Below are 20,392 nucleotides of genomic sequence, written 5' to 3' on the forward strand. Positions count from 1 at the left end.
CCTCTTTGGAAGGGATGACAGCTAAGGATTGATGAACGGCAACAACGTATACTCATAGGTTCTATAGCCGTAAGCGTTATAGGATCAAGCGAATAAGTGCATATGATGGATGCCTTGGCGATCACAGGCGATGAAGGACGCGGTAGCCTGCGAAAAGCTACGGGGAGCTGGCAAACAAGCTTTGATCCGTAGATGTCCGAATGGGGAAACCCACCGCAGCAATGCGGTATCCCACACTGAATCCATAGGTGTGTGGAGGCGAACCGAGTGAACTGAACCATCTCAGTAACTCGAGGAAAAGAAATCAACCGAGATTCCGGAAGTAGTGGCGAGCGAAACCGGAGCAGCCTGGACGTTTTAGCGTCTTGGATAGTCGAATGGAATGGAAAGTCCAGCCGTAGCAGGTGATAGCCCTGTAGACGAAATCCAGGACGTGGAACTAAGCGTCGAACAAGTAGGGCGGGACACGTGAAATCCTGTCTGAATATGGGGGGACCATCCTCCAAGGCTAAATACTCGTGATCGACCGATAGTGAACCAGTACCGTGAGGGAAAGGCGAAAAGAACCCCGGAAGGGGAGTGAAATAGATCCTGAAATCATATGCATACAAACAGTAGGAGCCCTTTCGGGGGTGACTGCGTACCTTTTGTATAATGGGTCAGCGACTTACATTCAGTGGCAAGCTTAACCGAATAGGGGAGGCGTAGCGAAAGCGAGTCCGAACAGGGCGATTCAGTCGCTGGGTGTAGACCCGAAACCAGGCGATCTATCCATGGCCAGGTTGAAGGCACGGTAACACGTGCTGGAGGACCGAACCCACTAATGTTGAAAAATTAGGGGATGAGCTGTGGATCGGAGTGAAAGGCTAAACAAGCCTGGAGATAGCTGGTTCTCTCCGAAAACTATTTAGGTAGTGCCTCACGTATTACTGTCGGGGGTAGAGCACTGTTATGGCTAGGGGGTCACAGCGACTTACCAAACCATGGCAAACTCCGAATACCGACAAGTACAGCGTGGGAGACAGAGCACCGGGTGCTAACGTCCGGACTCAAGAGGGAAACAACCCAGACCGCCAGCTAAGGTCCCTAACTATGGCTAAGTGGGAAACGAAGTGGGAAGGCATAGACAGTCAGGAGGTTGGCTTAGAAGCAGCCATCCTTTAAAGAAAGCGTAATAGCTCACTGATCGAGTCGTCCTGCGCGGAAGATGTAACGGGGCTAAGCCATAGACCGAAGCTGCGGATGTGTACTATGTACACATGGTAGGAGAGCGTTCCGTAAGCCTGTGAAGGTGTCCTGTGAGGGATGCTGGAGGTATCGGAAGTGAGAATGCTGACATGAGTAGCGATAAAGGGGGTGAAAAGCCCCCTCGCCGTAAGTCCAAGGTTTCCTGCGCAACGTTCATCGGCGCAGGGTGAGTCGGCCCCTAAGGCGAGGCAGAGATGCGTAGCTGATGGGAAGCGGGTTAATATTCCCGCACCGTCGTAGAGTGCGATGGGGGGACGGATTGCAGAAGGTCATCGGGGTGTTGGATGTCCCCGTTGGCGCATCGTAGAAGGCACTTAGGCAAATCCGGGTGCGTAATTCAAGGGTGTGACTGGATAGAGCTTCGGCTCTAAACTGACTGGAAGCAGTTCCAAGAAAAGCCTCTAAGCTTCAGCTCTACGAGACCGTACCGCAAACCGACACAGGTGGACGGGATGAATATTCCAAGGCGCTTGAGAGAACTCAGGAGAAGGAACTCGGCAAATTGATACCGTAACTTCGGGAGAAGGTATGCCTCTGTAGTGTGAAGTGCCTGCGCACGGAGCATGACGAGGCCGCAGTGAATCGGTGGCTGCGACTGTTTACTAAAAACACAGCACTCTGCAAACACGAAAGTGGACGTATAGGGTGTGACGCCTGCCCGGTGCCGGAAGGTTAAGTGATGGGGTGCAAGCTCTTGATCGAAGCCCCGGTAAACGGCGGCCGTAACTATAACGGTCCTAAGGTAGCGAAATTCCTTGTCGGGTAAGTTCCGACCTGCACGAATGGCGTAACGATGGCCACACTGTCTCCTCCTGAGACTCAGCGAAGTTGACATGGTTGTGATGATGCAATCTCCCCGCGGCTAGACGGAAAGACCCCATGAACCTTTACTGTAGCTTTGCATTGGACTGTGAACCGGCCTGTGTAGGATAGGTGGGAGACGTTGAAGCGTGGTCGCCAGATCGCGTGGAGTCATCCTTGAAATACCACCCTGGTCTGTTTGCGGTTCTAACCTAGGTCCCTTATCGGGATCGGGGACCGTGCATGGTGGGCAGTTTGACTGGGGCGGTCTCCTCCCAAAGTGTAACGGAGGAGTTCGAAGGTACGCTAGGAACGGTCGGAAATCGTTCTGATAGTGCAATGGCATAAGCGTGCTTGACTGTGAGACTGACAAGTCGAACAGGTACGAAAGTAGGACATAGTGATCCGGTGGTTCTGTATGGAAGGGCCATCGCTCAACGGATAAAAGGTACTCTGGGGATAACAGGCTGATACCGCCCAAGAGTTCATATCGACGGCGGTGTTTGGCACCTCGATGTCGGCTCATCTCATCCTGGGGCTGTAGCCGGTCCCAAGGGTATGGCTGTTCGCCATTTAAAGAGGTACGTGAGCTGGGTTTAAAACGTCGTGAGACAGTTTGGTCCCTATCTGCCGTGGGCGTTGGATACTTGACGGAGCCTGCTCCTAGTACGAGAGGACCGGAGTGGACGTACCACTGGTGTATCGGTTGTCATGCCAATGGCATTGCCGAGTAGCTACGTACGGAAGAGATAACCGCTGAAGGCATCTAAGCGGGAAACTCGTCTGAAGATTAGGTATCCCGGGGGCTTGACCCCCTGTAGGGTCGTCCGAGACCAGGACGTTGATAGGCTGGGTGTGGAAGTGCAGTAATGCATGTAGCTAACCAGTACTAATTGCCCGTGTGGCTTGATCCTATAACCCTTGGGGTTGTAGTGAGTACAAGTTGTTGACCACAGAACGTAAATATTGAATGCGCAGCGCAACCCGCGCGCCAACCCTTCGAGACACGTGTTCGCGATCCGTACTGATCCGAATACGGTGCTTCTTCCATATTGGCCAGGCCGCCTCCCGAGGCGACCCGGCAACCAGTTACGCTTGACGACCATAGCAAGGTGGTCCCACGCCTTCCCATCCCGAACAGGACTGTGAAACGCCTTCGCGCCGATGATAGTGGACGGACGTCTGTGAAAGTAGGTCATCGTCAAGCTCTTATCCGTCAAAACCCCCGCAAGCACCCCTTGCGGGGGTTTTGCATTTTGGGCGCCCGCAACAAGGCCTCCTCGCCCCCGAGGCTTGGCCAGGAGGTGCCGCCCGCCCCCTGCATGGCGTGCCGCCGCACCCGCCATATCCGGTGTCCCGCCGCGTCCGTCCGGAGGCGACGGCCGGAGCCATCCGCCCGGCACGGCTCAGAACCGGCGCCGCACCCGATCCGACAGCAGGCCGCCGCGCCGTGGCGCGCTTGCTCCAGGCGCTCGGAGGCGGCCCGGCTTCCAGTCATTGAATACCCTGACCCATCCCATTGACCTGCATCAAGCAAGGCATGGCCCTGCCCGTCCAGGAGGGGAGGGAGTGTGTCAGTCTTTCCGGGATCTTATTTTGATTTTGGAGTTGGCCATGACGGACCCGGACAGTTGCCAGCAAGGGCTTGCGCAGCGATCGGCAGGTTCGGGCTTCACCGCCCAGGAGGAGGCGCGGCGTCTGACGCGCATACAGGCGCATCTTGCCCATCTGCCGCTCTTCAAGGAATTGCCCCGCAGCGAGCTGGAGCCCATCGCCCTGGGCACGAGGGAAATCCATGCCCTGCGGGGCGATATCCTGTTTCGCAGCGGCGATCCCTGCCTGGGCTTTCACGTGGTGGTGTATGGACGCATCAAGCTGGTCTTCGTGTCCTCTTCAGGCCTGGAGCGGGTCGTGCGCCTGGTGGGACCGGGCGAAGGTTTCGGCGAAGCCCTGATGTTCATGGAGCGCAATTACATCGTCACGGCGCAGGCGCTGGTGGACTCCCTGTTGCTGCATGTCGGGCGCGACACCTTGTTCACCCGGCTGGAGCAAAGCCCGGGCGTGGCTCGGCGCATGCTGGCCGGGCTGAGTGAGCGCCTGTACCGCCTGATGGGCGAGCTGGAGTCCTACACCTTGCAGAATGGCGTGCAGCGCCTGGTGTCCTATCTGCTGCAGGAGTGGCCGGGCGAAGAGGGCAAGCCGTTCCGTATCGATGTGGGCAAGTCGGTGATTGCTTCCCGGCTCAACCTGACGCCCGAACATTTGTCGCGCACCTTGCGCGAGTTGATGGACCGCGGCCTGATCCGCGTGCAGCGCCGCAATTTCACGATTCTGGACAGCGAGGCCCTGCGCCAGTATCGCGGGTAGGGGCATACGCAGCGATAGCGCTGAGGCATTCGCGGTAGCGTCGCCATGCCGTCCACAGGTTCCAAGCCAGCACGGCAAAAGACAGAAACAGCACAGCAGCGGCCATCCACGCAAACACACGCCCGCCCAATGCGGCCAGGGCCCAGACCAGAACGGCGGCGCTGTGCAATACCCAGTGCCGGCGTGCGGCCGATTGCGGCATATAGTGGCCGGTCTTGGGGACCAGGCGCAACAGTTCGCGGGTCTGCTCGGGTTTGTCTGCGTCGAAGGGTACGGCTTGCTGGGCTTCCCGCCAGAGCAGGAAGGGAACGATGATGTAGAGCATGCCGGAGACGGCCGAGCCGAGCGCGCCCATGATCAGCAGGATGCCGATGCTCAAGGCGGAGCCCTGACCTGCGGGCGTGTTCAGCCGGAGGCCCAGGGGCACGCAGGCGGGCAGGCTGGCCCGGGGGCTGTACCAGAACAACGTGCTGACGTCGGCCTTGGGACGCTTGCGGCGCCATAGTCGGATCCAGGTGACGATTGCCCACAAGGCGTAGGACAGCAGGATCAGGTATTGCAGCAGCTCGCGCAGCGGCAGCCAGGGGCCGGGCAAGGGCTCCAGCGCCCAGCGGGCGAGCAGCAGGCCGGCCAAGGTCCAGGGCAGCCAGCGCACCAGAGGGCGCGGGTAGAGTTCGGTGACCTGGAAGATGGGCAGCAGCTGAAAAGACATGGCCATCAACAGCAGGCCGGCCCAGCCGCCCAGACCCCATGCCACATGATTGTCGAGCAGATTGGGGACAGGCCTGTCCAGGCCCAGCGCCAGCAGCATGGCCAGCCCCGACAGCAGGGTCAGGCCCAGGAACGCCAGGGCGAGGCGCACCGGCGTCAAGATCTCGCGGGCGCCCGGGAATACCTGGCGGCGCTGGCGCCATAGCGCCGCGGCCATGACGCCCAGATAAGCCGCCAGGGCCGCGCCCAGTGACAAGGCCGCCAGCAGCCAGGTCCAGCGCTGCCATGTCATGAAACCCATAATCAGCAGCAGCGTGCCGGCGCTCAGCAGACCCCACAAGGCCAGACTCATGGCTCCGGGGAGGGCGAGGCGTACATTGGCGGCGACGGCCAGGATGTGCAGCAGGGAGCCCAGCATGGCGCTGCCCAGCACGCCCAGCGTCCAGGCATGGGTCAGCGCCAGCGCGGCAGGATGCCAGCGGGACGTGAACAACTCGGGGCCCGTCCAGGCGGCCAGGATGGACGCCAGCAGCCCGAACAGTGGCACGTTGAGGAAAAAGGGCAGGCTCAGGGCCAGGGGCGGGGATCGGTCGATGGACAGGGCGCGCTGCATGGTTCAGGTCCGTCGTATGACAAGCCGGTAATGCGTACCGCATGCCATGCAGTCGTGCTCGAAGCCATGGCGTTGCAGGATGGCATAGAGCGGGAAGGGCTCGCGGTCGATCAGCATGATGAGCTCCTGTCCGCGCGCCAGTCCCGCCAGCGCTTCCAGGCAGTGCTCCAGGGGTTGCGGTGCGGGCAGGCCGCGCATGTCCAGCCGTGTTTCAGTCCTTGTCATGAGGGTGCTCGATCAGAGTTGGAATGGCTTGCTGGCATTGTGGGCCAGGCCGGTCCCCGGCTGCCGATTCTGAATGATCCCGGTTTGTCCGTGATCAGAAGATGCGCAGGAATTGATGTGGGTTAAGGAGGGCGCCGGCAGGAGCGGGCATAGTGGTGGGCATTGCCGAGCCGGGGCGGGCCCCGGCGAGATGTCTGATCGGGAGTCTCATGAATACAGTATCTCGGGCGGCTGTCCCGCCTCTGGAACCGCGGCTGGAGCTGGTCTGCCCGGCCGGCAGCCTGCCGGCAGCTGAAAGCAGAAATCGATCATGGCGAGGAAAGAGTCTACCTGGGCTTTCGCGATGCGACCAACGCGCGCAATTTCGCAGGCCTGAACTTCGACGCCCAGGCGATCGAACAAGGCATGCGCTATGCGCACGAACGCGGCCGCAAAGTCCTCCTGGCCCTCAACACCTACCCGCAGCCGCAGGCTTGGCGCCTGTGGCGCGACGCCGTGGACCGGGCCGCCGGCTCCGGCGTGGACGCCGTCATCATGGCTGATCCGGGCCTCATGGCCTACGCCCGCGAGCGCCATCCGGACCTGCGCCTGCATTTGTCGGTCCAGGGCTCGGCCACCAATCCCGAGGCCATTTCCTACTATCACGATCATTTCGGCATCCAGCGCGTGGTCTTGCCGCGCGTGCTGTCCATGGCGCAGGTCGAGCAAGTCTGCGAGCAGGCGCCCGTGCAGGTGGAGGTCTTCGGTTTCGGCAGCCTGTGCGTGATGGTGGAAGGGCGCTGCGCCCTGTCCTCCTACGCGACCGGAGAGTCTCCCAACACGCATGGCGTCTGCTCTCCGGCCCGGCACGTGCGCTGGGAACAGACGGAGCGCGGCCTGGAGTCGCGCCTGAACGGGGTCTTGATCGATCGTTACCAGGACGGCGAGAACGCGGGCTACCCCACACTGTGCAAGGGCCGCTTCGATGTGGCCGGCGAAAATTACTACGCCCTGGAGGAGCCCACCAGCCTGAATACGCTGGAGCTGCTGCCGCAGCTGCTGGCCGCGGGCGTTGCCGCCATCAAGATCGAAGGACGGCAGCGCAGCCCGGCCTACGTCGCCCAGGTCACGCAGGTCTGGCGCCAGGCCATAGACCTGGCGCAGTCCCGCACGGCGCGCTATTCGGTGCATCCGGCCTGGATGGGCGCCCTGGACAAGCTGGCCGAAGGCCAGCAGCATACGCTGGGCGCGTACTCGCGGCCCTGGAAATAAGCCGGCGACGGAGAACGATCATGAAATTCGCTTTGGGACCCCTGCAATACTATTGGTCGCGCATCGCCGTGCTGCAGTTCTACGAATCGGCCTGTGAGTGGCCGGTGGATATGGTCTACCTGGGGGAAACCGTCTGCTCCCGGCGGCACGAACTGCGCTTGGAGGATTGGCTGGAAGTGGCCGATATGCTCGCCCAGGCCGGCAAGATCCCGATCCTGTCCACGCAGGTATTGCTGGAGTCGGGCCGGGACATGACGACCCTGCGCAGAGTGACCGAACACGGCCGCTACCTGGTCGAGGCCAACGACATGGGCGCGGTGCGCCGCATGCAGGGCCGGGACTTCGTCGCCGGCCCCTTCCTGAATCTCTACAATGCGCCGGCCCTGGAGCTGATCGCCTCGCAGGGCGCCGTGCGCTGGGTCATGCCGCTGGAAATGGGGCGCGCCGGCCTGGCGCAGCTCCAGCAGGACAGGCCCCGCGGCCTGGAAACCGAGGTCTTCGCCTTCGGCCGCCTGCCCCTGGCTTTTTCGGCGCGGTGCTTCACGGCGCGCAATCGCAACCTGCCCAAGGACAACTGCCAGTACGTGTGCATGGACCATCCCGACGGACTCCTGCTGGAGACGCGCGAAGGCCAAGGCTTCCTGACCATCAACGGCATACAGACGCAGTCCGCCTGGGTCTACACACTGCTGCACGAATTGCGTGATCTGGAGAGCCTGGGCGTGGACGTGATCCGTCTCAGTCCGCAGTCCCGCGACATGGGCGAGGTCCTGAGGCTTTACCGCGATGTCGCGGACGGGCGCCAGGCCAGCACGGTCGCGCATGAGCAACTGCTGGAGCTGTTGCCGGCCAGCGCCTGCAATGGCTTCTGGCACGGCCGGCCGGGCCTGGACATGGTTTCGCCCGCGTCCGAACGTTTCTGAGCGCGCCTTCGCATTGTCCGCAAAGCTTGAGTCCTTCACCATTCGGAGTCCTGGAGTTCTGACGATGAACGCTTCTTCTTCGCCCACCCCGCGAGTCCCAGCCCCCTGGCTGGCCTCTTGCAACGCCTGCCGCGCTGGCCCGGTTCCCGGGCGCTGACCAGCGCCCTGAATCTGCTGATGGCGCCTCACCTGCCTGCCGACACCTGTCAGCGGCTGGAGGGGCGACGCCTGCGGCTGCAAGTGGTCGATGCGCGGCTGGAATTCGACTACACCTGGCGCAACGGCGCTTTCCAGCCCTTGGCGAGCGGCGGCCCGGCGCCGGACCTGACCTTGCGCGCCGATGTCTGGGACTTTTATCAACTGCTGCAACGCGGCGAGGACCCGGACACCTTGTTCTTCAACCGGCGCCTGGTGATAGAAGGCGATACCGAGCTGGGCCTGATGGTCAAGAACACCCTGGACTCGCTGGATCCGGGCGTCCTGCAGCCGCGCGCCGTGCTGCGGCAGGCGTGGGCCGTCTTGCGGCGCGGCCCCCTGCCGCGCCGGAGCCTGAGAGCCTAGGCGCGCCGCACTTCAAAAGAAGGAAACAATCCGGCCAGCGTCCGGATGAGGGCGTCTCCGGGGTAGGCGCCCAGCGCCTTTCCGCTGTCATTCAAGGCGGCGTCCTGGCAGCCTTGCGCACGAAATACCTGCAGGGCGTAGCGCCGCACGCCCAGATCATGCAGGCGGCGACCCAGCGACAGCAGCGCGTCGGGGCTGTGCAAGCGAGGATGTATGGTGCTGCGGCATTCGAAGTCGACGTTGTGCTCCAGCAGGATATCCAGGCTGGCTTGCGCGGCGACGCCGCTGCCTTGGACCCGCGTGATCGCGTCATAGTCCTGAAAGCCCGCTTTCACATCCAGGCCCACCCAATCCGTCCAGGGCAGCACTTCGCGCAGGCGGCGCGGATGCGTGCCGCCCGTATGCAATCCGATCTTGAAGTCCAGGTCGCGCACGGCGCGCATGGCCGCGCCCAGGGCAGGGTCCATGGTGGGCTCGCCGCCGCTGAAGACGACCGCGTCCAGCATGCCGGCGCGGCGGCGCAGGAAGTCCAGGATGGTTTCCCAGTCCAGAGGACTGTCCGAAGTGCGTTCCTGCAGATGAGGGTTGTGGCAGTAGCCGCAACGCCAGGGGCAGCCTTGCACGAAGATCACCGCCGCCAGGCGGCCGGGGTAGTCGGTCGCGGTAAAGGGGACGAAGCCGCCCACCTTCAGGCGCGCCGCCGCCCCGGAGGGAGCGGGAGCGGCGGGGCCGGTGCAAAGGCGCGTGGTCATGCCGTGCGCGGTTCGGGGTTCAGGCCGGCGCGCTGTTCGGTGAAGTAGCGCCGCTCATGGAATTCGCCTTGCTTGCCGATGTTGAACGAGGACATGGGGCGGTGGTAGCCCATGACCCGCGTCCAGATTTCGCAAGGCTGGCGTTCGGCGTCATCGAGGGTGAACGTGGTGTCTGTGAACGTGGTGTCTGTCATGGAAAGCTCCTGGTGAGAATCCGGGCCGGGCCACGGAAGAATGGAAAGTCGGTGTGCCGCTTGGCGCCTTCATTCTGCATGGCAAGGCAATGGCCGGCAGCGTGAGGATGGGCGGGCGCGATGGCGCTCATGGTTCGTGCCGGCAGGCGGCCTGCTTGCGCGCCAGGATGTCCGCATCGCAATGCGGGCAGAACTCGTGCTTGCCGGGCAGGTAGCCATGCTTGGGGCAGATGGAGAAGGTGGGAGTGACCGTGATGTAGGGCAGGGAGAAGCGGCTCAGCGCCCTTTGCACCAGGGTGCGGCAGGCGTCGGCGGTGGACAGCGGTTCGGTCATGTACAGGTGCAGCACGGTGCCGCCCGTGTATTTGCGCTGCAGTTCGTCCTGGCGTTCCAGCGCCTCGAAGGGGTCGTCGGTGAAGCCCACCGGCAACTGCGAGGAGTTGGTGTAATAGGGCATGTCCGGCGTGCCGGCCTGCAGGATGTCCGGCCAGCGGGCCCGGTCTTCCTTGGCAAAGCGATAGGTGGTGCCTTCGGCGGGCGTGGCTTCCAGGTTGTACATATGGCCGGTGCTTTCCTGGAACTGGATCATGCGGGCGCGTACGTGATCCAGCAGGCGCACGGCGAAGGCGTGCCCCCAGGGCGTGGTCAGGTCGTGCTCGTCGCCGGTGAAGTTGCGGATCATTTCGTTGATGCCGTTCACGCCCAGGGTGGAGAAGTGGTTGCGCAAGGTGCCCAGGTAGCGCCGGGTGTAGGGGAACAGGCCCTGGTCCATGTGCTCCTGGATGACGCGGCGCTTGATCTCCAGGCTGTCGCGGCCCAGCTCGAGCAACTGGTCCAGGCGGGCGAAGAGGCCCTCGGCGTCGCCGCGATGCAGATAGCCCAGGCGCGCGCAATTGATGGTGACCACGCCCGGCGAGCCGGTCTGCTCGGCCGAGCCGAACAGGCCGTTGCCGCGTTTGAGCAGTTCGCGCAGATCCAGTTGCAGGCGGCAGCACATGGAGCGGATCATGTTGGGCTTGAGCTCGGAATTGATGAAGTTCTGGAAGTAGGGCAGGCCGTACTTGGCGGTCATCTCGAACAGGCGCTGCGCGTTGGGGCTGTGCCAGTCGAAATCCGCCGTGATGTTGTAGGTGGGGATGGGAAAGGTGAAGGCGCGCCCGCGTGCATCGCCCTGGGTCATGACCTCGATGTAGGCGCGGTTGATCATGTCCATCTCGCGCTGCAGCTCGCCGTAGCAGAAGGGCATTTCCTCGCCGCCGATGACCGGCGCCTGCGCGCGCAGATCTTCGGGGCAGGTCCAGTCGAAGGTCAGATTGGTGAAGGGCGTCTGCGTGCCCCAGCGGGACGGCACGTTCAGGTTGTAGATCAGCTCCTGCATGCATTGCAGCACCTGGGCGTAGTCCATGGCATCCTTGCGCACGAAGGGCGCCATATAGGTGTCGAAAGAGCTGAAGGCCTGGGCGCCGGCCCATTCGTTCTGCAAGGTGCCCAGGAAATTCACGATCTGGCCCACGGCGCTGGACATGTGGCGGGGAGGCGCGGACTCGATCTTGCCGGGCACGCCGTTCAGGCCTTCGGTGAGCAGCATGCGCAGCGACCAGCCGGCGCAGTAGCCCGAGAGCATGTCCAGGTCGTGGATGTGCAGGTCCGCCTGGCGGTGGGCCTGGCCTATGGTCTCGGGGTAGACGTAGCTGAGCCAGTAGTTGGCGATCATCTTGCCCGAGGTGTTCAGGATCAGGCCGCCCAGCGAGTAGCCCTGGTTGGCGTTGGCGTTGACCCGCCAGTCCTGGCGGTCCAGGTATTCGGTGACGGAACGGATGATGTCGATCTGCGGCACGGGCCTGGCCAGGGTGTCGGGGGCGGACCTGTCGTTCATGATGAATCCTATATATAGTGCATGGATAGATGCTAGGCACTATATGTAGTGCTTTCAAGTCGCTTCCCGGTTTTTTTGCTCCAGGCTTGATCCAGGTTAATTCCAAGCGGCGGACGAGGCGGCTTGGCCGGCATCGCCCGCCGTCGGGGCCTCAGGCCTGTGCCGGCTCAAGGGGACGGCGTGCGCTGCAGCCGCAGCGGGACCGTCTCGAACCCGCCTTCAGGATAGGTGGCGTAGCGCGGGCGGTGGCCTGGCTCGGGCAGGAAGGAGTCCGTGGCCGCCAGCAGGGCCTGGATGATGCTTTCCAGTTCCATGCGTGCGAGCCCCGCGCCCGGGCAGGCGTGGATCCCGGCGCCGTACAGCAGGTTCAGGGCCGGATCGCGGTCCAGCCGGAACTCGTCCGGATCGCCGAACACGGCTTCGTCCCGGTTGGCGCTGGCCCACAGCAAGGTCAGGCGCGCGCCGGCAGGCACCCGCGTGCCGGAGACATCCACCTCGCGAGTAGTCTTGCGGCGGTTGGCCACCAGGGGCGTGCGAATGCGCAGGATTTCGTCATTGGCGCGGCGCACGTCCCCGGGGTGGCGGCGCAGGTGTTCCTGCAGATCCGGATGCGCGGCAAGGTAGTGGGCGATGATGCCCACGCTGGCGGCGATGGTGCCCAGTTCGCCCACGGTCCAGTTGCGCAGGATGCTGGTGATCTCGGTTTCTGCAGCGGCGTGCCGTTTATGGTTTCGCGCAGCAGGCGCGAGGTGGCGTCCTGGCCGGGCGGATCGGCGCGGCGAAAGTCCGCCAGTACGCGGGCCAGCAGTTCCTCGAAATCCTGGGCGACCTGGGCCGTGGCTTGCGGGTCGCCCGAGCGGGTGGCCTCGTTCTTGCGCCGCACCCATTGCCGCAATGGTTCGTGCAGGCTGTCGGGCCAGCCCATGAAGGCGCATTGCATGCGCAGCGCGAAAGGGTGAGCCAGCGCGCTCATGAGGTCCGCCACGCCGTCCTGCGGCAGCGCGGCGATGCACTGCGCGCTGATGCGGCGACAGGCGGGCAGGAATTGCGCCAGGCGCCCGGCGCTGAAGTAGGGCTCGATCAGGCGGCGGTAGGCGCCATGCTCGGGCGGATCCATGCTGTTGGGGACGGAACGATGGCGGGAGGCCTGGTTGCTGAAGGTGTCGTGGTCCAGCAGCAGGCGCAGGGCGTCGGCGTGCCGGAACACGGCATACTGCAGGGCGTCGTCGCGGGCGACGGGGCAGCGGCGGCGCTGCGCATCGTAATGGACCAGAGGGTCGGCCGTCGCGTCGACGGGCGCGGTCCAGCTGTGGTGCAGGGGCATGAAGGCACCTCGTCAGTAGAACGCGGATTCCGGGCGAAATCCGAATTCACTGTAGCACCTTGATACAGGCTTCTTCGCCAGCCACCCTGCCGGCCAAATAGTTATTGCTTGAACAATGCTGGCGGCGAAGTACGCGGCCTGAGGCCAGAGCCTCAGCCGGCTGCGAGACGCGTTTGCAGCACCTGTTGCAGGTGACGATGGCAGGCGGGCAATTGCGCCAGCAGCGCGTCCCGGCGCCGGCTCCAGGCCTGGGCCTGTTCCGGCGTGCGCTGCGGGGCGGGCGACCAGGCCGAATCGGGAAAGAGCGGATCATCCGTCCAGCGGGGGATCAGGTGCCAGTGCAGGTGCGGCACCTGGTTGCCGAACTGGGCCAGGTTGATCTTGGCCGGCTGCAGATGTTCGCGCAGGACGGTCTCCACCAGGTACACCGCTTCCATCAAAAGTTCGCGCTGCGGTCCGGGCAGGTCCGTCATTTCGGCGACGTGATCCTGCCAGATGACGCGCGTGTAGCCCGGAAAGGGGCTGTCGGCGACTTCCAGCACGTGCAGCCCGGCGCCCGACCACAGCACCTGGCCGGGTTCGAGCGCGCACAGGGGGCAGCCCGCCCGCTTCATGCGGGCTGGCCGAAGAACAGGTTCTGCAGGGCCACGCCGGGATCGGGCTCGCGCATGAAGGCTTCGCCCACCAGGAAAGCCTGCACGTCGTGTTCGCGCATCAGGGCGACGTCCTCGACCGTGTGGATGCCGCTTTCGGTCACCACGCGCTTGCCGGCGGGGATGAAGGGCAGCAGGTCCAGGGTGTTGCGGGTGCTGGTCTCGAAGGTGCGCAGGTTGCGGTTGTTGATGCCCAGCAGGGTGGTCTGCATGTCCAGCGCCGTGTCCAGCTCCGCGCGATCGTGCACTTCCACCAGCACATCCATGCCCAGCTCCTGGGCCACGGCTTCGTATTCCTTGAGCTGCTGGGGGCTGAGCGCGGCCACGATCAGCAGGATGCAGTCCGCGCCCAGCGCGCGGGCGTGGATGATCTGGTAGGGATCGATGATGAAATCCTTGCGCAGCACCGGCAGGGCGCAGGCGGCGCGCGCCTGGCGCAGGTGGTCGTAGGCGCCCTGGAAATACTGCACGTCCGTCAGCACGGACAGGCAGGCGGCGCCATGCGCGGCGTAGCTGGAGGCGATCTCGGTGGGGTTGAAGTCGCTGCGGATCACGCCCTTGGACGGCGAGGCTTTCTTGACCTCGGCGATGATGGCGGGCTTGCCCTGGGCGATCTTGTCTTCGATGGCGCTGGCAAAGCCGCGCAGGTCGTTCCGGTTCTTCGCTTCGCGCAGCACGTCCGATTCGCTGCGCAGTTGGCGGGCGGTGGCGACTTCTGCTTTCTTGGTGTCGAGGATCTTGGCCAGAATGTCGTTCATGCGTTTAACTTCCTTGTATAGGAGCAGAATTGTTCGAGTTTTTCTCGGGCTGCGCCATTGGCGATGGTTTCGAAGGCCAGCTTCAGGCCGGCTTCGATGGAGTCCGTGCGGTTGGCCGCATAAATGGCCAACCCGGCATTGAGGCCAACAATATCACGAGCCGTCCCCTCCTGGTTATTGAGGGCTTCCATGATGAGGGCGGCCGATTCTTCGCGGCTGCTCACGCGTATGCTGCGATTGGAAGTCATGGCCATGCCGAAGTCCTCGGGGTGGATCTCGTACTCGCGCACCTGGCCGTCCTTGAGCTCGCCCACCAGGGTCGCGGCGCCCAGCGAAGCCTCGTCCATGCCGTCCTTGCCGTGCACGATGAGCACGTGCTGGGCGCCCAGGCGCTGCATCACGCGCAGCTGGATGCCCACCAGGTCGGGGTGGAGCACGCCCATGAGCTGGTGGCCCGCGCTGGCCGGGTTGGTGAGCGGGCCCAGGATGTTGAAGATGGTGCGCACGCCCAGTTCCTTGCGCACGGCGGCGATGTTCTTCATGGCGCCGTGGTGGGCGGGGGCAAACATGAAGCCGATATTGGTTTCCTCGATGCTGGCGGCGACCTGCTCGGGCGAGAACACCAGGTTGGCGCCCAGCGCTTCGAGTACGTCCGCGCTGCCCGACGAGGAAGAGGCGCTGCGATTGCCGTGCTTGGCCACTTTCACGCCGGCGGCGGCGGCCACGAACATGGCCGCGGTCGAGATGTTGAACGTGTTCGAGCCGTCGCCGCCGGTGCCGCACATGTCCAGCAGCTCGCTGGGGTCGGGGGTGATGACGGGGGTGGCGAACTCGCGCATGACCTGGGCGGCGGCGGTGATCTCGCCCACGCTTTCCTTCTTGACCCGCAGGCCCATCAGCAGGGCGGCGGCGATCTGGGGAGACATTTCGCCGCGCATGAGCATGCGCATCAGGTGCAGCATCTCGTCGTGGAAGATCTCGCGGTGCTCGATGCAGCGCACCAGCGCTTCGGTGGGGGTGATGGTGTTCATGTGATCAGATTTCCAGGAAGTTCTTCAGCAGGGCATGGCCGTGTTCGCTCAGTACGGATTCGGGGTGGAACTGCACGCCGTAGACGGGCAGTTCGCGGTGGCGCACGCCCATGATCTCGCCGTCCTCGGTCTGCGCGGTGATCGCCAGGCAGTCGGGCAGGCTGTCGCGCTCGATGGCCAGGGAATGGTAGCGCGTCACGTTGAAGGGCGAAGGCAGCCCCTTGAACAGGTCGGTGCCCTGGTGGGTGATGGGCGAGACCTTGCCGTGCATGATTTCCTGCGCCCGCACGATGCGCCCGCCAAAGGCGTGGCCGATGGCCTGGTGGCCCAGGCATACGCCGAAGATGGGCAGCTTGCCGGCGAAGTGCTGGATCAGCGCCACGGACAGGCCCGCGTCGGCCGGGGACTTGGGCCCCGGCGAGACGCACAGATGGGTGGGGGCCAGGGCTTCGATCTCCTCGAGGGTGACCTGGTCGTTGCGCCGCACCACGACCTCCTGGCCCAGTTCTCCAAAGTATTGGACCAGGTTGTAGGTGAAGGAATCGTAATTGTCGAGCATGAACAGCATGGGAAGTACTCCGGCGGAAAGAGGTCGCAATCAGGAATTTAGATGGGTTCGTCCAGGCCGAATTGCACCTGTTCGGCGGCGCGAAGGACGGCGCGCGCCTTGGCCTCGGTTTCCTGCCATTCCTTTTCGGGATCGGAGTCGGCCACGATGCCGGCGGCGGCCTGCACGTAGAGCATGCCGTCCTTGATGACGCCGGTGCGGATGGCGATGGCCAGGTCCATCTGGCCCGAGTAGCTCAGGTAGCCGGCCGCGCCGCCGTAGATGCCGCGGCGCACGGGCTCCAGCTCGTCGATCAGCTCCATGGCGCGCACCTTGGGGGCGCCCGTCAGGGTGCCGGCCGGGAAGGCGGCGCGCAGCACGTCCATCTGGCTCATGCCGTCCTGCAGCTCGCCGCACACGTTGGAGACCAGGTGCTGCACGTGCGAGTAGCGCTCGATGGTCATGGTGTCGGTGACCTGCACGGTGCCGGTCTTGGCGATGCGCCCGATGTCGTTGCGGGCCAGATCGATCAGCATGAGGTGTTCGGCGCGTTCCTTGGGGTCGGCCTGCAGCTCGGCGGCCAGGGCGGCGTCGGCCTCGGGCGTGGCGCCGCGCTTGCGGGTGCCCGCCAGGGGGCGGATGGTGACGCGCTCGCTGTGGCGGCCGTCCTGCACGTGCTCTTCCTGGCGCACCAGGATCTCGGGAGAGGAGCCCACGACCTGGAAGTCGTCGAAGTTCCAGAAGTACATGTAGGGCGAGGGGTTCAGCGAGCGCAGCGCGCGGTACAGGGACAGGGGCGAGTCGCGGAAGGGCTTGGTGATGACCTGGCCCACCTGGACCTGCATCAGATCGCCGGCGGCGATGTATTCCTTGGCGCGGCGCACGGCCTCCAGGTAGTCCTTCTTGTCGAAGTCGCGCTCGCATTCGGTCTGCATGCTGGCGTAGGCGTAGGGGATGACCACGGGCGTGCGCAGTTTCTCGCGCAGCTCCTTCAGGCGGCGCTTGGCCTGCACGTAGGCCTCGGGCTGGGCGGGGTCCGCGTAGACCAGCAGGTAGGTGCGGCCGGCCAGATTGTCCACGATGATCAGTTCGTCGATCTGCAGCAGCACGATGTCGGGCACGCCGTTTTCCTGGCCCGCCGGGAAGGGGTTGGGGCTATCGCCCAGCGAGGGCTCCATGTGGCGCACGGTGTCGTAGCCGAAGTAGCCGGCCAGGCCGCCGGCGAAGCGCGGCATGCCGGGGCGCAGGGCGACCTTGAAGCGCGCCTGGAAGCCTTCGATGAAGTCCAGCGGATCGCCTTCCACGCTTTCCACCACCTTGCCGTTGTGCAGCACCTCGGTGTGGCGGCCGCGGCTGCGGATCACGGTCTTGGCGGGCAGGCCGATGAAGGAGTAGCGGCCGAACTGCTCGCCGCCGACCACCGATTCCAGCAGACAGCTGTAGCGGCCGCCTTCGGGGCTGTTGTGGGCCAGCTTCAGGTAGATCGAGAGGGGGGTGTCCAGGTCAGCATAGGTTTCCGCGATCAGCGGGATGCGGTTGAAGCCTTCGGCGGCCAGGGCATTGAATTCTATTTCTGTCATGGGGGTCTCGGTGAGTCAGTGGGTACGACGAGCCGGACAGAAACAAAAAAAGCCCGGTCGTTGTGATTACCGGGCTTGTTTTCCTGGAGGCGATCCGCAGGTGCTGCTGTGTTGTTACGGCCGCCAGACTACAGGGTTTATGTCTACCCGATACACGAACGCCACCAGCGCCAATAAGCGCCGTAGGTAATGCGAACGTTGAGGGAAGTAGACATGAGTAATGTTACGCGTTTGCTGTTTGGTTGGCCTGGCGCACCCAGCGGGCCGCGCAAGCGATGGAAGCAACTATACCATCGGATTCCAGGCTTTGCACGTTCCGGCCTTCGTTGTAGCCATACGGCACCAGCAGGACGGGGATGCCGGCGGCGCGCGCGGCCTGCGCGTCGTTCAGGGAGTCGCCGACCACCAGCGCGCCGGCGGCCGCCATGCCCATCTGGTCGCAGGCGTGCAAAAAGGGCAGGGGGTCGGGTTTCTTGCGCGCGCAGGTGTCCCCGCCCACCACCAGCTCGAAGTAGGGCGCCAGGCCGGTCTGCTCCAGCAGGGGGCGGGCGAAGCGTTCGGGCTTGTTGGTGACCACGGCCAGGCGCAGGCCCTGATCCAGGAAATCCCGCAGGCCTTCCAGCACGCCGGGATAGAGCCGGCTGTGGCGGCCATTGCATGAAGCGTAGTGCCGGTGGAACAAGTCCAGCGCCTGCGCTGCATCCGGGGCGTCGCCGGTGACATCGGCCAGGGCGCGCCGCACCAGGTTTTCCGTGCCCTTGCCCACGAAGGTGGCGATGCGTTCCTGGGGCAGCGCGGGCAGGTCCAGGTCGGCGCGCATGGCGTTGCAGGCCAGGGCCAGGTCGGGAATGGTGTCCAGCAGCGTGCCGTCCAGGTCGAACAAGGCGGAGAAAAATTTCATCATTTTGTAGCGAGCTTGTGACAAAATATTGTCACACCCCTGTTAATGTCTAAGCTTAAATATTTTCGAGGGCTTCAGGATTTGATTCAGATTAAGTGATTACCATATGGCCGCTATGTTTGCCTGAGCTTATCCGTTAAAGTGAGTGCGCCGCATTTAGTTACATATTTGGCTTTCGGCCTTCCGTTCGGACAGGCCGTGGGAGCGGAAGTATGATGCTCGACACATTTCACCAGATTCTCAAAGAAAAACAAGTCACACCCGTCTTCCAGCCTATCGTTGACCTGCGGTCGGGTTTCATCCTGGGCTACGAGGGCCTGATCCGCGGACCGGAACAGAGCTGCTTTCATTCGCCCCTGGCGCTGTTTGACGCAGCGCGCCAGTGCGGGCGCCTTTGGGACCTGGAAGAGCTATGCTGCCGCGAGTTGACCGCCAGCTTCAAGCGCCAGGCGCTGGCGGGCAAGCTGTTCCTGAATTCCAGCCCCGACATGGTGATGCGCCTGCTGGCGTCCACCCGGCAGGAGCGGCGCGCGGCGCTGCCGCAACTGGCGGACATGGAATGGGACCGGGTAGTGGTCGAGCTGACTGAATCCGAGCGCACCGTCACCTACGACCACCTGAGCCAGGCTACCGAGCTGTACCGCCAGGAAGGCCTGCAGTTCGCCATCGACGACCTGGGCGAAGGCTACGCCTCGCTGCGCCTGTGGTCCGAGCTGCGGCCCGAATACGTCAAGATCGACAAGTATTTCGTGCGCGACATCGACACCGACATGCTCAAGCAGCAACTGGTGCGTTCCATCTGCGACATCGCCAATCACGCGCAGTCCACGGTGATCGCCGAAGGCATAGAAACCGAGGCCGAGCTGCGCACCTTGCGCCATCTGGGCGTGGCTTGCGGCCAGGGCTATCTGCTGTGCCGTCCGCAGCCTTTTCCGCCGCCGCAACTGGAGCCGGCGCAGGCCGCCTTGTTCGGGTCCGCCGCAGCCCGCTCGCGGCGCTCGACCCAGGGGCGCAATTCCATGAGCGTGCGCCGGCTGCTGCGCACGGCGCCCGCCGTCTCCGACCATACGCCCACGAACCGGGTCTACGACCTGTTCCAGAGCCATCCCGAACTGAGCGCCGTGGTCCTGCTGCGCGACGGGCGGCCCACCGGCATCCTGCGGCGCAGCCAGTTGTACGACCAGCTCGCGCGGCCCTATCACCGCGAGCTCTATGGCAACAAGCCCTGCTCGATGTTCATCGAGACCGCGCCCCTGATCGTGGATTGCGACACCAGCCTGCTGGAGCTGGGCACGCTGATGTCACAAGGCGCGGACGATGCGCTCAGCGACGGCTTCATCATCACCTCGGACGGCGAGTACATGGGGCTGGGCTCCAGCGTGGAGCTGATGCGCGAGATCACCCAGATCCAGATCATGACCGCGCGCTACGCCAATCCGCTGACGCAGTTGCCGGGCAATGTGCCCATCAACGAACATATCGATGCGCTGCTGCGCAGCCGCGAGAGTTTCGCGGTCTGCTATGCGGACCTGGACCATTTCAAGCCCTACAACGACCTGTACGGCTACCGCAAGGGCGACGAGCTGCTGCGCGCCATGGCCGAGCTGTTCACGCGCCATGCCGTGCGCGATGCGGATTTCGTGTGGCACGTGGGCGGCGACGACTTCATCCTGGTCTTCACCAGCGCGGACTGGTCGCAGCGCTGTCACGCCATCCTGCAGGAGCTGGCGCGCGAGCTGGAGCCCTTGTACCTGAGCGAGCATCTGCAGGCGGGCGGCTATCTGGCCGAGAACCGACAGGGAATGCCCGTGTTCCACCCGCTGGTCAGCCTGTCGCTGGGCGTGGTGATGGTGGACAGGCCCGAGCTGTATTCGGGTTCGCTGATCGCCGAGTTGGCCACCTCCGCCAAGGCGCAGGCCAAGAAGATCCAGGGCAACGCGCTGTTCGTGGAGCGGCGCCATCCCGAAAACATGATCAGCCAGTCCCGTTTCAGTTGCGATACGGTGATGCAATGACCATGCGCCCGCGCGTGGGATCCGCCGTTCGCGGCGGACCCAGGCGGGGCCGCAAGGGCGC

At 63.9% G+C, this 20,392-nt stretch carries 17 protein-coding genes, 2 rRNA genes and 1 pseudogene; 7 read left to right on the forward strand and 13 right to left on the reverse strand.

Annotated features, from left to right (window positions below):
* Positions 1–82 precede the first annotated feature (82 nt).
* From ACWPWO_RS01540 to ACWPWO_RS01550, 3 genes are all read left to right on the forward strand, one after another.
* A 23S ribosomal RNA gene (locus ACWPWO_RS01540) occupies positions 83–2,963 on the forward strand.
* A 180-nt stretch (positions 2,964–3,143) separates the two neighbouring features.
* Positions 3,144–3,256: ribosomal RNA gene (rrf, locus tag ACWPWO_RS01545) — 5S ribosomal RNA — on the forward strand.
* A 407-nt stretch (positions 3,257–3,663) separates the two neighbouring features.
* Positions 3,664–4,416, forward strand: a complete 753-nt coding sequence (locus ACWPWO_RS01550; protein ID WP_454003885.1) for a Crp/Fnr family transcriptional regulator — start codon at positions 3,664–3,666, stop codon at positions 4,414–4,416.
* Here ACWPWO_RS01550 and ACWPWO_RS01555 read toward each other — a convergent pair.
* Both ACWPWO_RS01555 and ACWPWO_RS01560 read right to left on the reverse strand, forming a co-directional pair.
* Positions 4,373–5,740: a hypothetical protein gene (locus ACWPWO_RS01555; RefSeq protein ID WP_454003887.1), complete on the reverse strand. Its 1,368-nt coding sequence runs from the start codon at positions 5,738–5,740 to the stop codon at positions 4,373–4,375. The genes ACWPWO_RS01550 and ACWPWO_RS01555 overlap by 44 nt on opposite strands.
* A 3-nt stretch (positions 5,741–5,743) precedes the next feature.
* Complete coding sequence (locus ACWPWO_RS01560) at positions 5,744–5,965, reverse strand: DUF2249 domain-containing protein (protein WP_394063424.1); 222 nt, start codon at positions 5,963–5,965, stop codon at positions 5,744–5,746.
* 209 nt (positions 5,966–6,174) lie between these two features.
* On the opposite strand from ACWPWO_RS01560, the pseudogene ubiU reads away from it, so the two are divergent.
* The 3 genes and pseudogenes from ubiU to ubiT all read left to right on the forward strand — a co-directional run bounded on the left by ubiU (position 6,175) and on the right by ubiT (position 8,700).
* Positions 6,175–7,216 (forward strand): annotated as a pseudogene (ubiU, locus tag ACWPWO_RS01565) (ubiquinone anaerobic biosynthesis protein UbiU).
* 20 nt (positions 7,217–7,236) lie between these two features.
* Positions 7,237–8,139 carry a ubiquinone anaerobic biosynthesis protein UbiV gene (gene ubiV / locus ACWPWO_RS01570; protein WP_454003890.1) on the forward strand — a complete coding sequence of 301 codons (903 nt, stop codon included), beginning with the start codon at positions 7,237–7,239 and terminating at the stop codon, positions 8,137–8,139.
* A gap of 117 nt (positions 8,140–8,256) precedes the next feature.
* The gene (ubiT, locus tag ACWPWO_RS01575; RefSeq protein ID WP_454003892.1) at positions 8,257–8,700 is read left to right on the forward strand and encodes a ubiquinone anaerobic biosynthesis accessory factor UbiT; all 444 of its coding nucleotides are present in this window, start codon (positions 8,257–8,259) and stop codon (positions 8,698–8,700) included.
* Here the strand turns inward: ubiT and ACWPWO_RS01580 are convergent.
* The 11 genes from ACWPWO_RS01580 to ACWPWO_RS01630 form a co-directional block, all read right to left on the reverse strand.
* Positions 8,697–9,452, reverse strand: a complete 756-nt coding sequence (locus ACWPWO_RS01580; RefSeq protein WP_454003894.1) for an anaerobic ribonucleoside-triphosphate reductase activating protein — start codon at positions 9,450–9,452, stop codon at positions 8,697–8,699. The genes ubiT and ACWPWO_RS01580 overlap by 4 nt on opposite strands.
* The gene (gene nrdD / locus ACWPWO_RS01585) at positions 9,449–9,646 is read right to left on the reverse strand and encodes an anaerobic ribonucleoside-triphosphate reductase (protein ID WP_454003896.1); all 198 of its coding nucleotides are present in this window, start codon (positions 9,644–9,646) and stop codon (positions 9,449–9,451) included. The genes ACWPWO_RS01580 and nrdD overlap by 4 nt, the downstream gene beginning before the upstream one ends.
* Positions 9,647–9,773: 127 nt before the next feature.
* Positions 9,774–11,522, reverse strand: coding sequence for a ribonucleoside triphosphate reductase (locus ACWPWO_RS01590; RefSeq protein ID WP_454003898.1), 1,749 nt, complete (start codon positions 11,520–11,522; stop codon positions 9,774–9,776).
* A gap of 167 nt (positions 11,523–11,689) precedes the next feature.
* Positions 11,690–12,091, reverse strand: a complete 402-nt coding sequence (locus ACWPWO_RS01595; protein ID WP_454003900.1) for a cytochrome P450 — start codon at positions 12,089–12,091, stop codon at positions 11,690–11,692.
* Positions 11,974–12,846, reverse strand: coding sequence for a hypothetical protein (locus ACWPWO_RS01600; RefSeq protein ID WP_454003902.1), 873 nt, complete (start codon positions 12,844–12,846; stop codon positions 11,974–11,976). Before ACWPWO_RS01600 ends, ACWPWO_RS01595 begins: the two co-directional genes overlap by 118 nt.
* 152 nt (positions 12,847–12,998) lie before the next feature.
* Complete coding sequence (locus ACWPWO_RS01605; protein ID WP_454003904.1) at positions 12,999–13,460, reverse strand: HIT family protein; 462 nt, start codon at positions 13,458–13,460, stop codon at positions 12,999–13,001.
* Positions 13,457–14,257, reverse strand: coding sequence for an indole-3-glycerol phosphate synthase TrpC (trpC, locus tag ACWPWO_RS01610; protein ID WP_454003906.1), 801 nt, complete (start codon positions 14,255–14,257; stop codon positions 13,457–13,459). The genes ACWPWO_RS01605 and trpC overlap by 4 nt, the downstream gene beginning before the upstream one ends.
* Complete coding sequence (trpD, locus tag ACWPWO_RS01615) at positions 14,254–15,288, reverse strand: anthranilate phosphoribosyltransferase (protein ID WP_454003908.1); 1,035 nt, start codon at positions 15,286–15,288, stop codon at positions 14,254–14,256. Before trpD ends, trpC begins: the two co-directional genes overlap by 4 nt.
* A gap of 4 nt (positions 15,289–15,292) precedes the next feature.
* Positions 15,293–15,856, reverse strand: a complete 564-nt coding sequence (locus ACWPWO_RS01620; RefSeq protein WP_454003910.1) for an anthranilate synthase component II — start codon at positions 15,854–15,856, stop codon at positions 15,293–15,295.
* A gap of 38 nt (positions 15,857–15,894) precedes the next feature.
* Positions 15,895–17,415, reverse strand: coding sequence for an anthranilate synthase component I (trpE, locus tag ACWPWO_RS01625; RefSeq protein WP_454003912.1), 1,521 nt, complete (start codon positions 17,413–17,415; stop codon positions 15,895–15,897).
* Positions 17,416–17,638: 223 nt separating this feature from the next.
* On the reverse strand, positions 17,639–18,319 hold the full coding sequence (locus tag ACWPWO_RS01630; RefSeq protein ID WP_454003914.1) for a phosphoglycolate phosphatase: 681 nt from the start codon (positions 18,317–18,319) through the stop codon (positions 17,639–17,641).
* A gap of 209 nt (positions 18,320–18,528) precedes the next feature.
* On the opposite strand from ACWPWO_RS01630, the gene ACWPWO_RS01635 reads away from it, so the two are divergent.
* Positions 18,529–20,331, forward strand: a complete 1,803-nt coding sequence (locus ACWPWO_RS01635; RefSeq protein WP_454003916.1) for a GGDEF domain-containing protein — start codon at positions 18,529–18,531, stop codon at positions 20,329–20,331.
* Positions 20,332–20,392 lie beyond the last annotated feature (61 nt).

It is taken from the genome of Alcaligenes sp. Marseille-Q7550, from assembly GCF_965112015.1.

Coding starts and splice junctions, on each gene's coding strand:
- ACWPWO_RS01550 (WP_454003885.1), top strand. CDS start 3,664: ATGACGGACCCGGACAGTTGCCAGCAAGGGCTTGCGCAGCGATCGGCA.
- ACWPWO_RS01555 (WP_454003887.1), bottom strand. CDS start 5,740: ATGCAGCGCGCCCTGTCCATCGACCGATCCCCGCCCCTGGCCCTGAGC.
- ACWPWO_RS01560 (WP_394063424.1), bottom strand. CDS start 5,965: ATGACAAGGACTGAAACACGGCTGGACATGCGCGGCCTGCCCGCACCG.
- ubiV (WP_454003890.1), top strand. CDS start 7,237: ATGAAATTCGCTTTGGGACCCCTGCAATACTATTGGTCGCGCATCGCC.
- ACWPWO_RS01580 (WP_454003894.1), bottom strand. CDS start 9,452: ATGACCACGCGCCTTTGCACCGGCCCCGCCGCTCCCGCTCCCTCCGGG.
- nrdD (WP_454003896.1), bottom strand. CDS start 9,646: ATGACAGACACCACGTTCACAGACACCACGTTCACCCTCGATGACGCC.
- ACWPWO_RS01590 (WP_454003898.1), bottom strand. CDS start 11,522: ATGAACGACAGGTCCGCCCCCGACACCCTGGCCAGGCCCGTGCCGCAG.
- ACWPWO_RS01600 (WP_454003902.1), bottom strand. CDS start 12,846: ATGCCCCTGCACCACAGCTGGACCGCGCCCGTCGACGCGACGGCCGAC.
- ACWPWO_RS01605 (WP_454003904.1), bottom strand. CDS start 13,460: ATGAAGCGGGCGGGCTGCCCCCTGTGCGCGCTCGAACCCGGCCAGGTG.
- trpC (WP_454003906.1), bottom strand. CDS start 14,257: ATGAACGACATTCTGGCCAAGATCCTCGACACCAAGAAAGCAGAAGTC.
- trpD (WP_454003908.1), bottom strand. CDS start 15,288: ATGAACACCATCACCCCCACCGAAGCGCTGGTGCGCTGCATCGAGCAC.
- ACWPWO_RS01620 (WP_454003910.1), bottom strand. CDS start 15,856: ATGCTGTTCATGCTCGACAATTACGATTCCTTCACCTACAACCTGGTC.
- trpE (WP_454003912.1), bottom strand. CDS start 17,415: ATGACAGAAATAGAATTCAATGCCCTGGCCGCCGAAGGCTTCAACCGC.
- ACWPWO_RS01630 (WP_454003914.1), bottom strand. CDS start 18,319: ATGATGAAATTTTTCTCCGCCTTGTTCGACCTGGACGGCACGCTGCTG.
- ACWPWO_RS01635 (WP_454003916.1), top strand. CDS start 18,529: ATGATGCTCGACACATTTCACCAGATTCTCAAAGAAAAACAAGTCACA.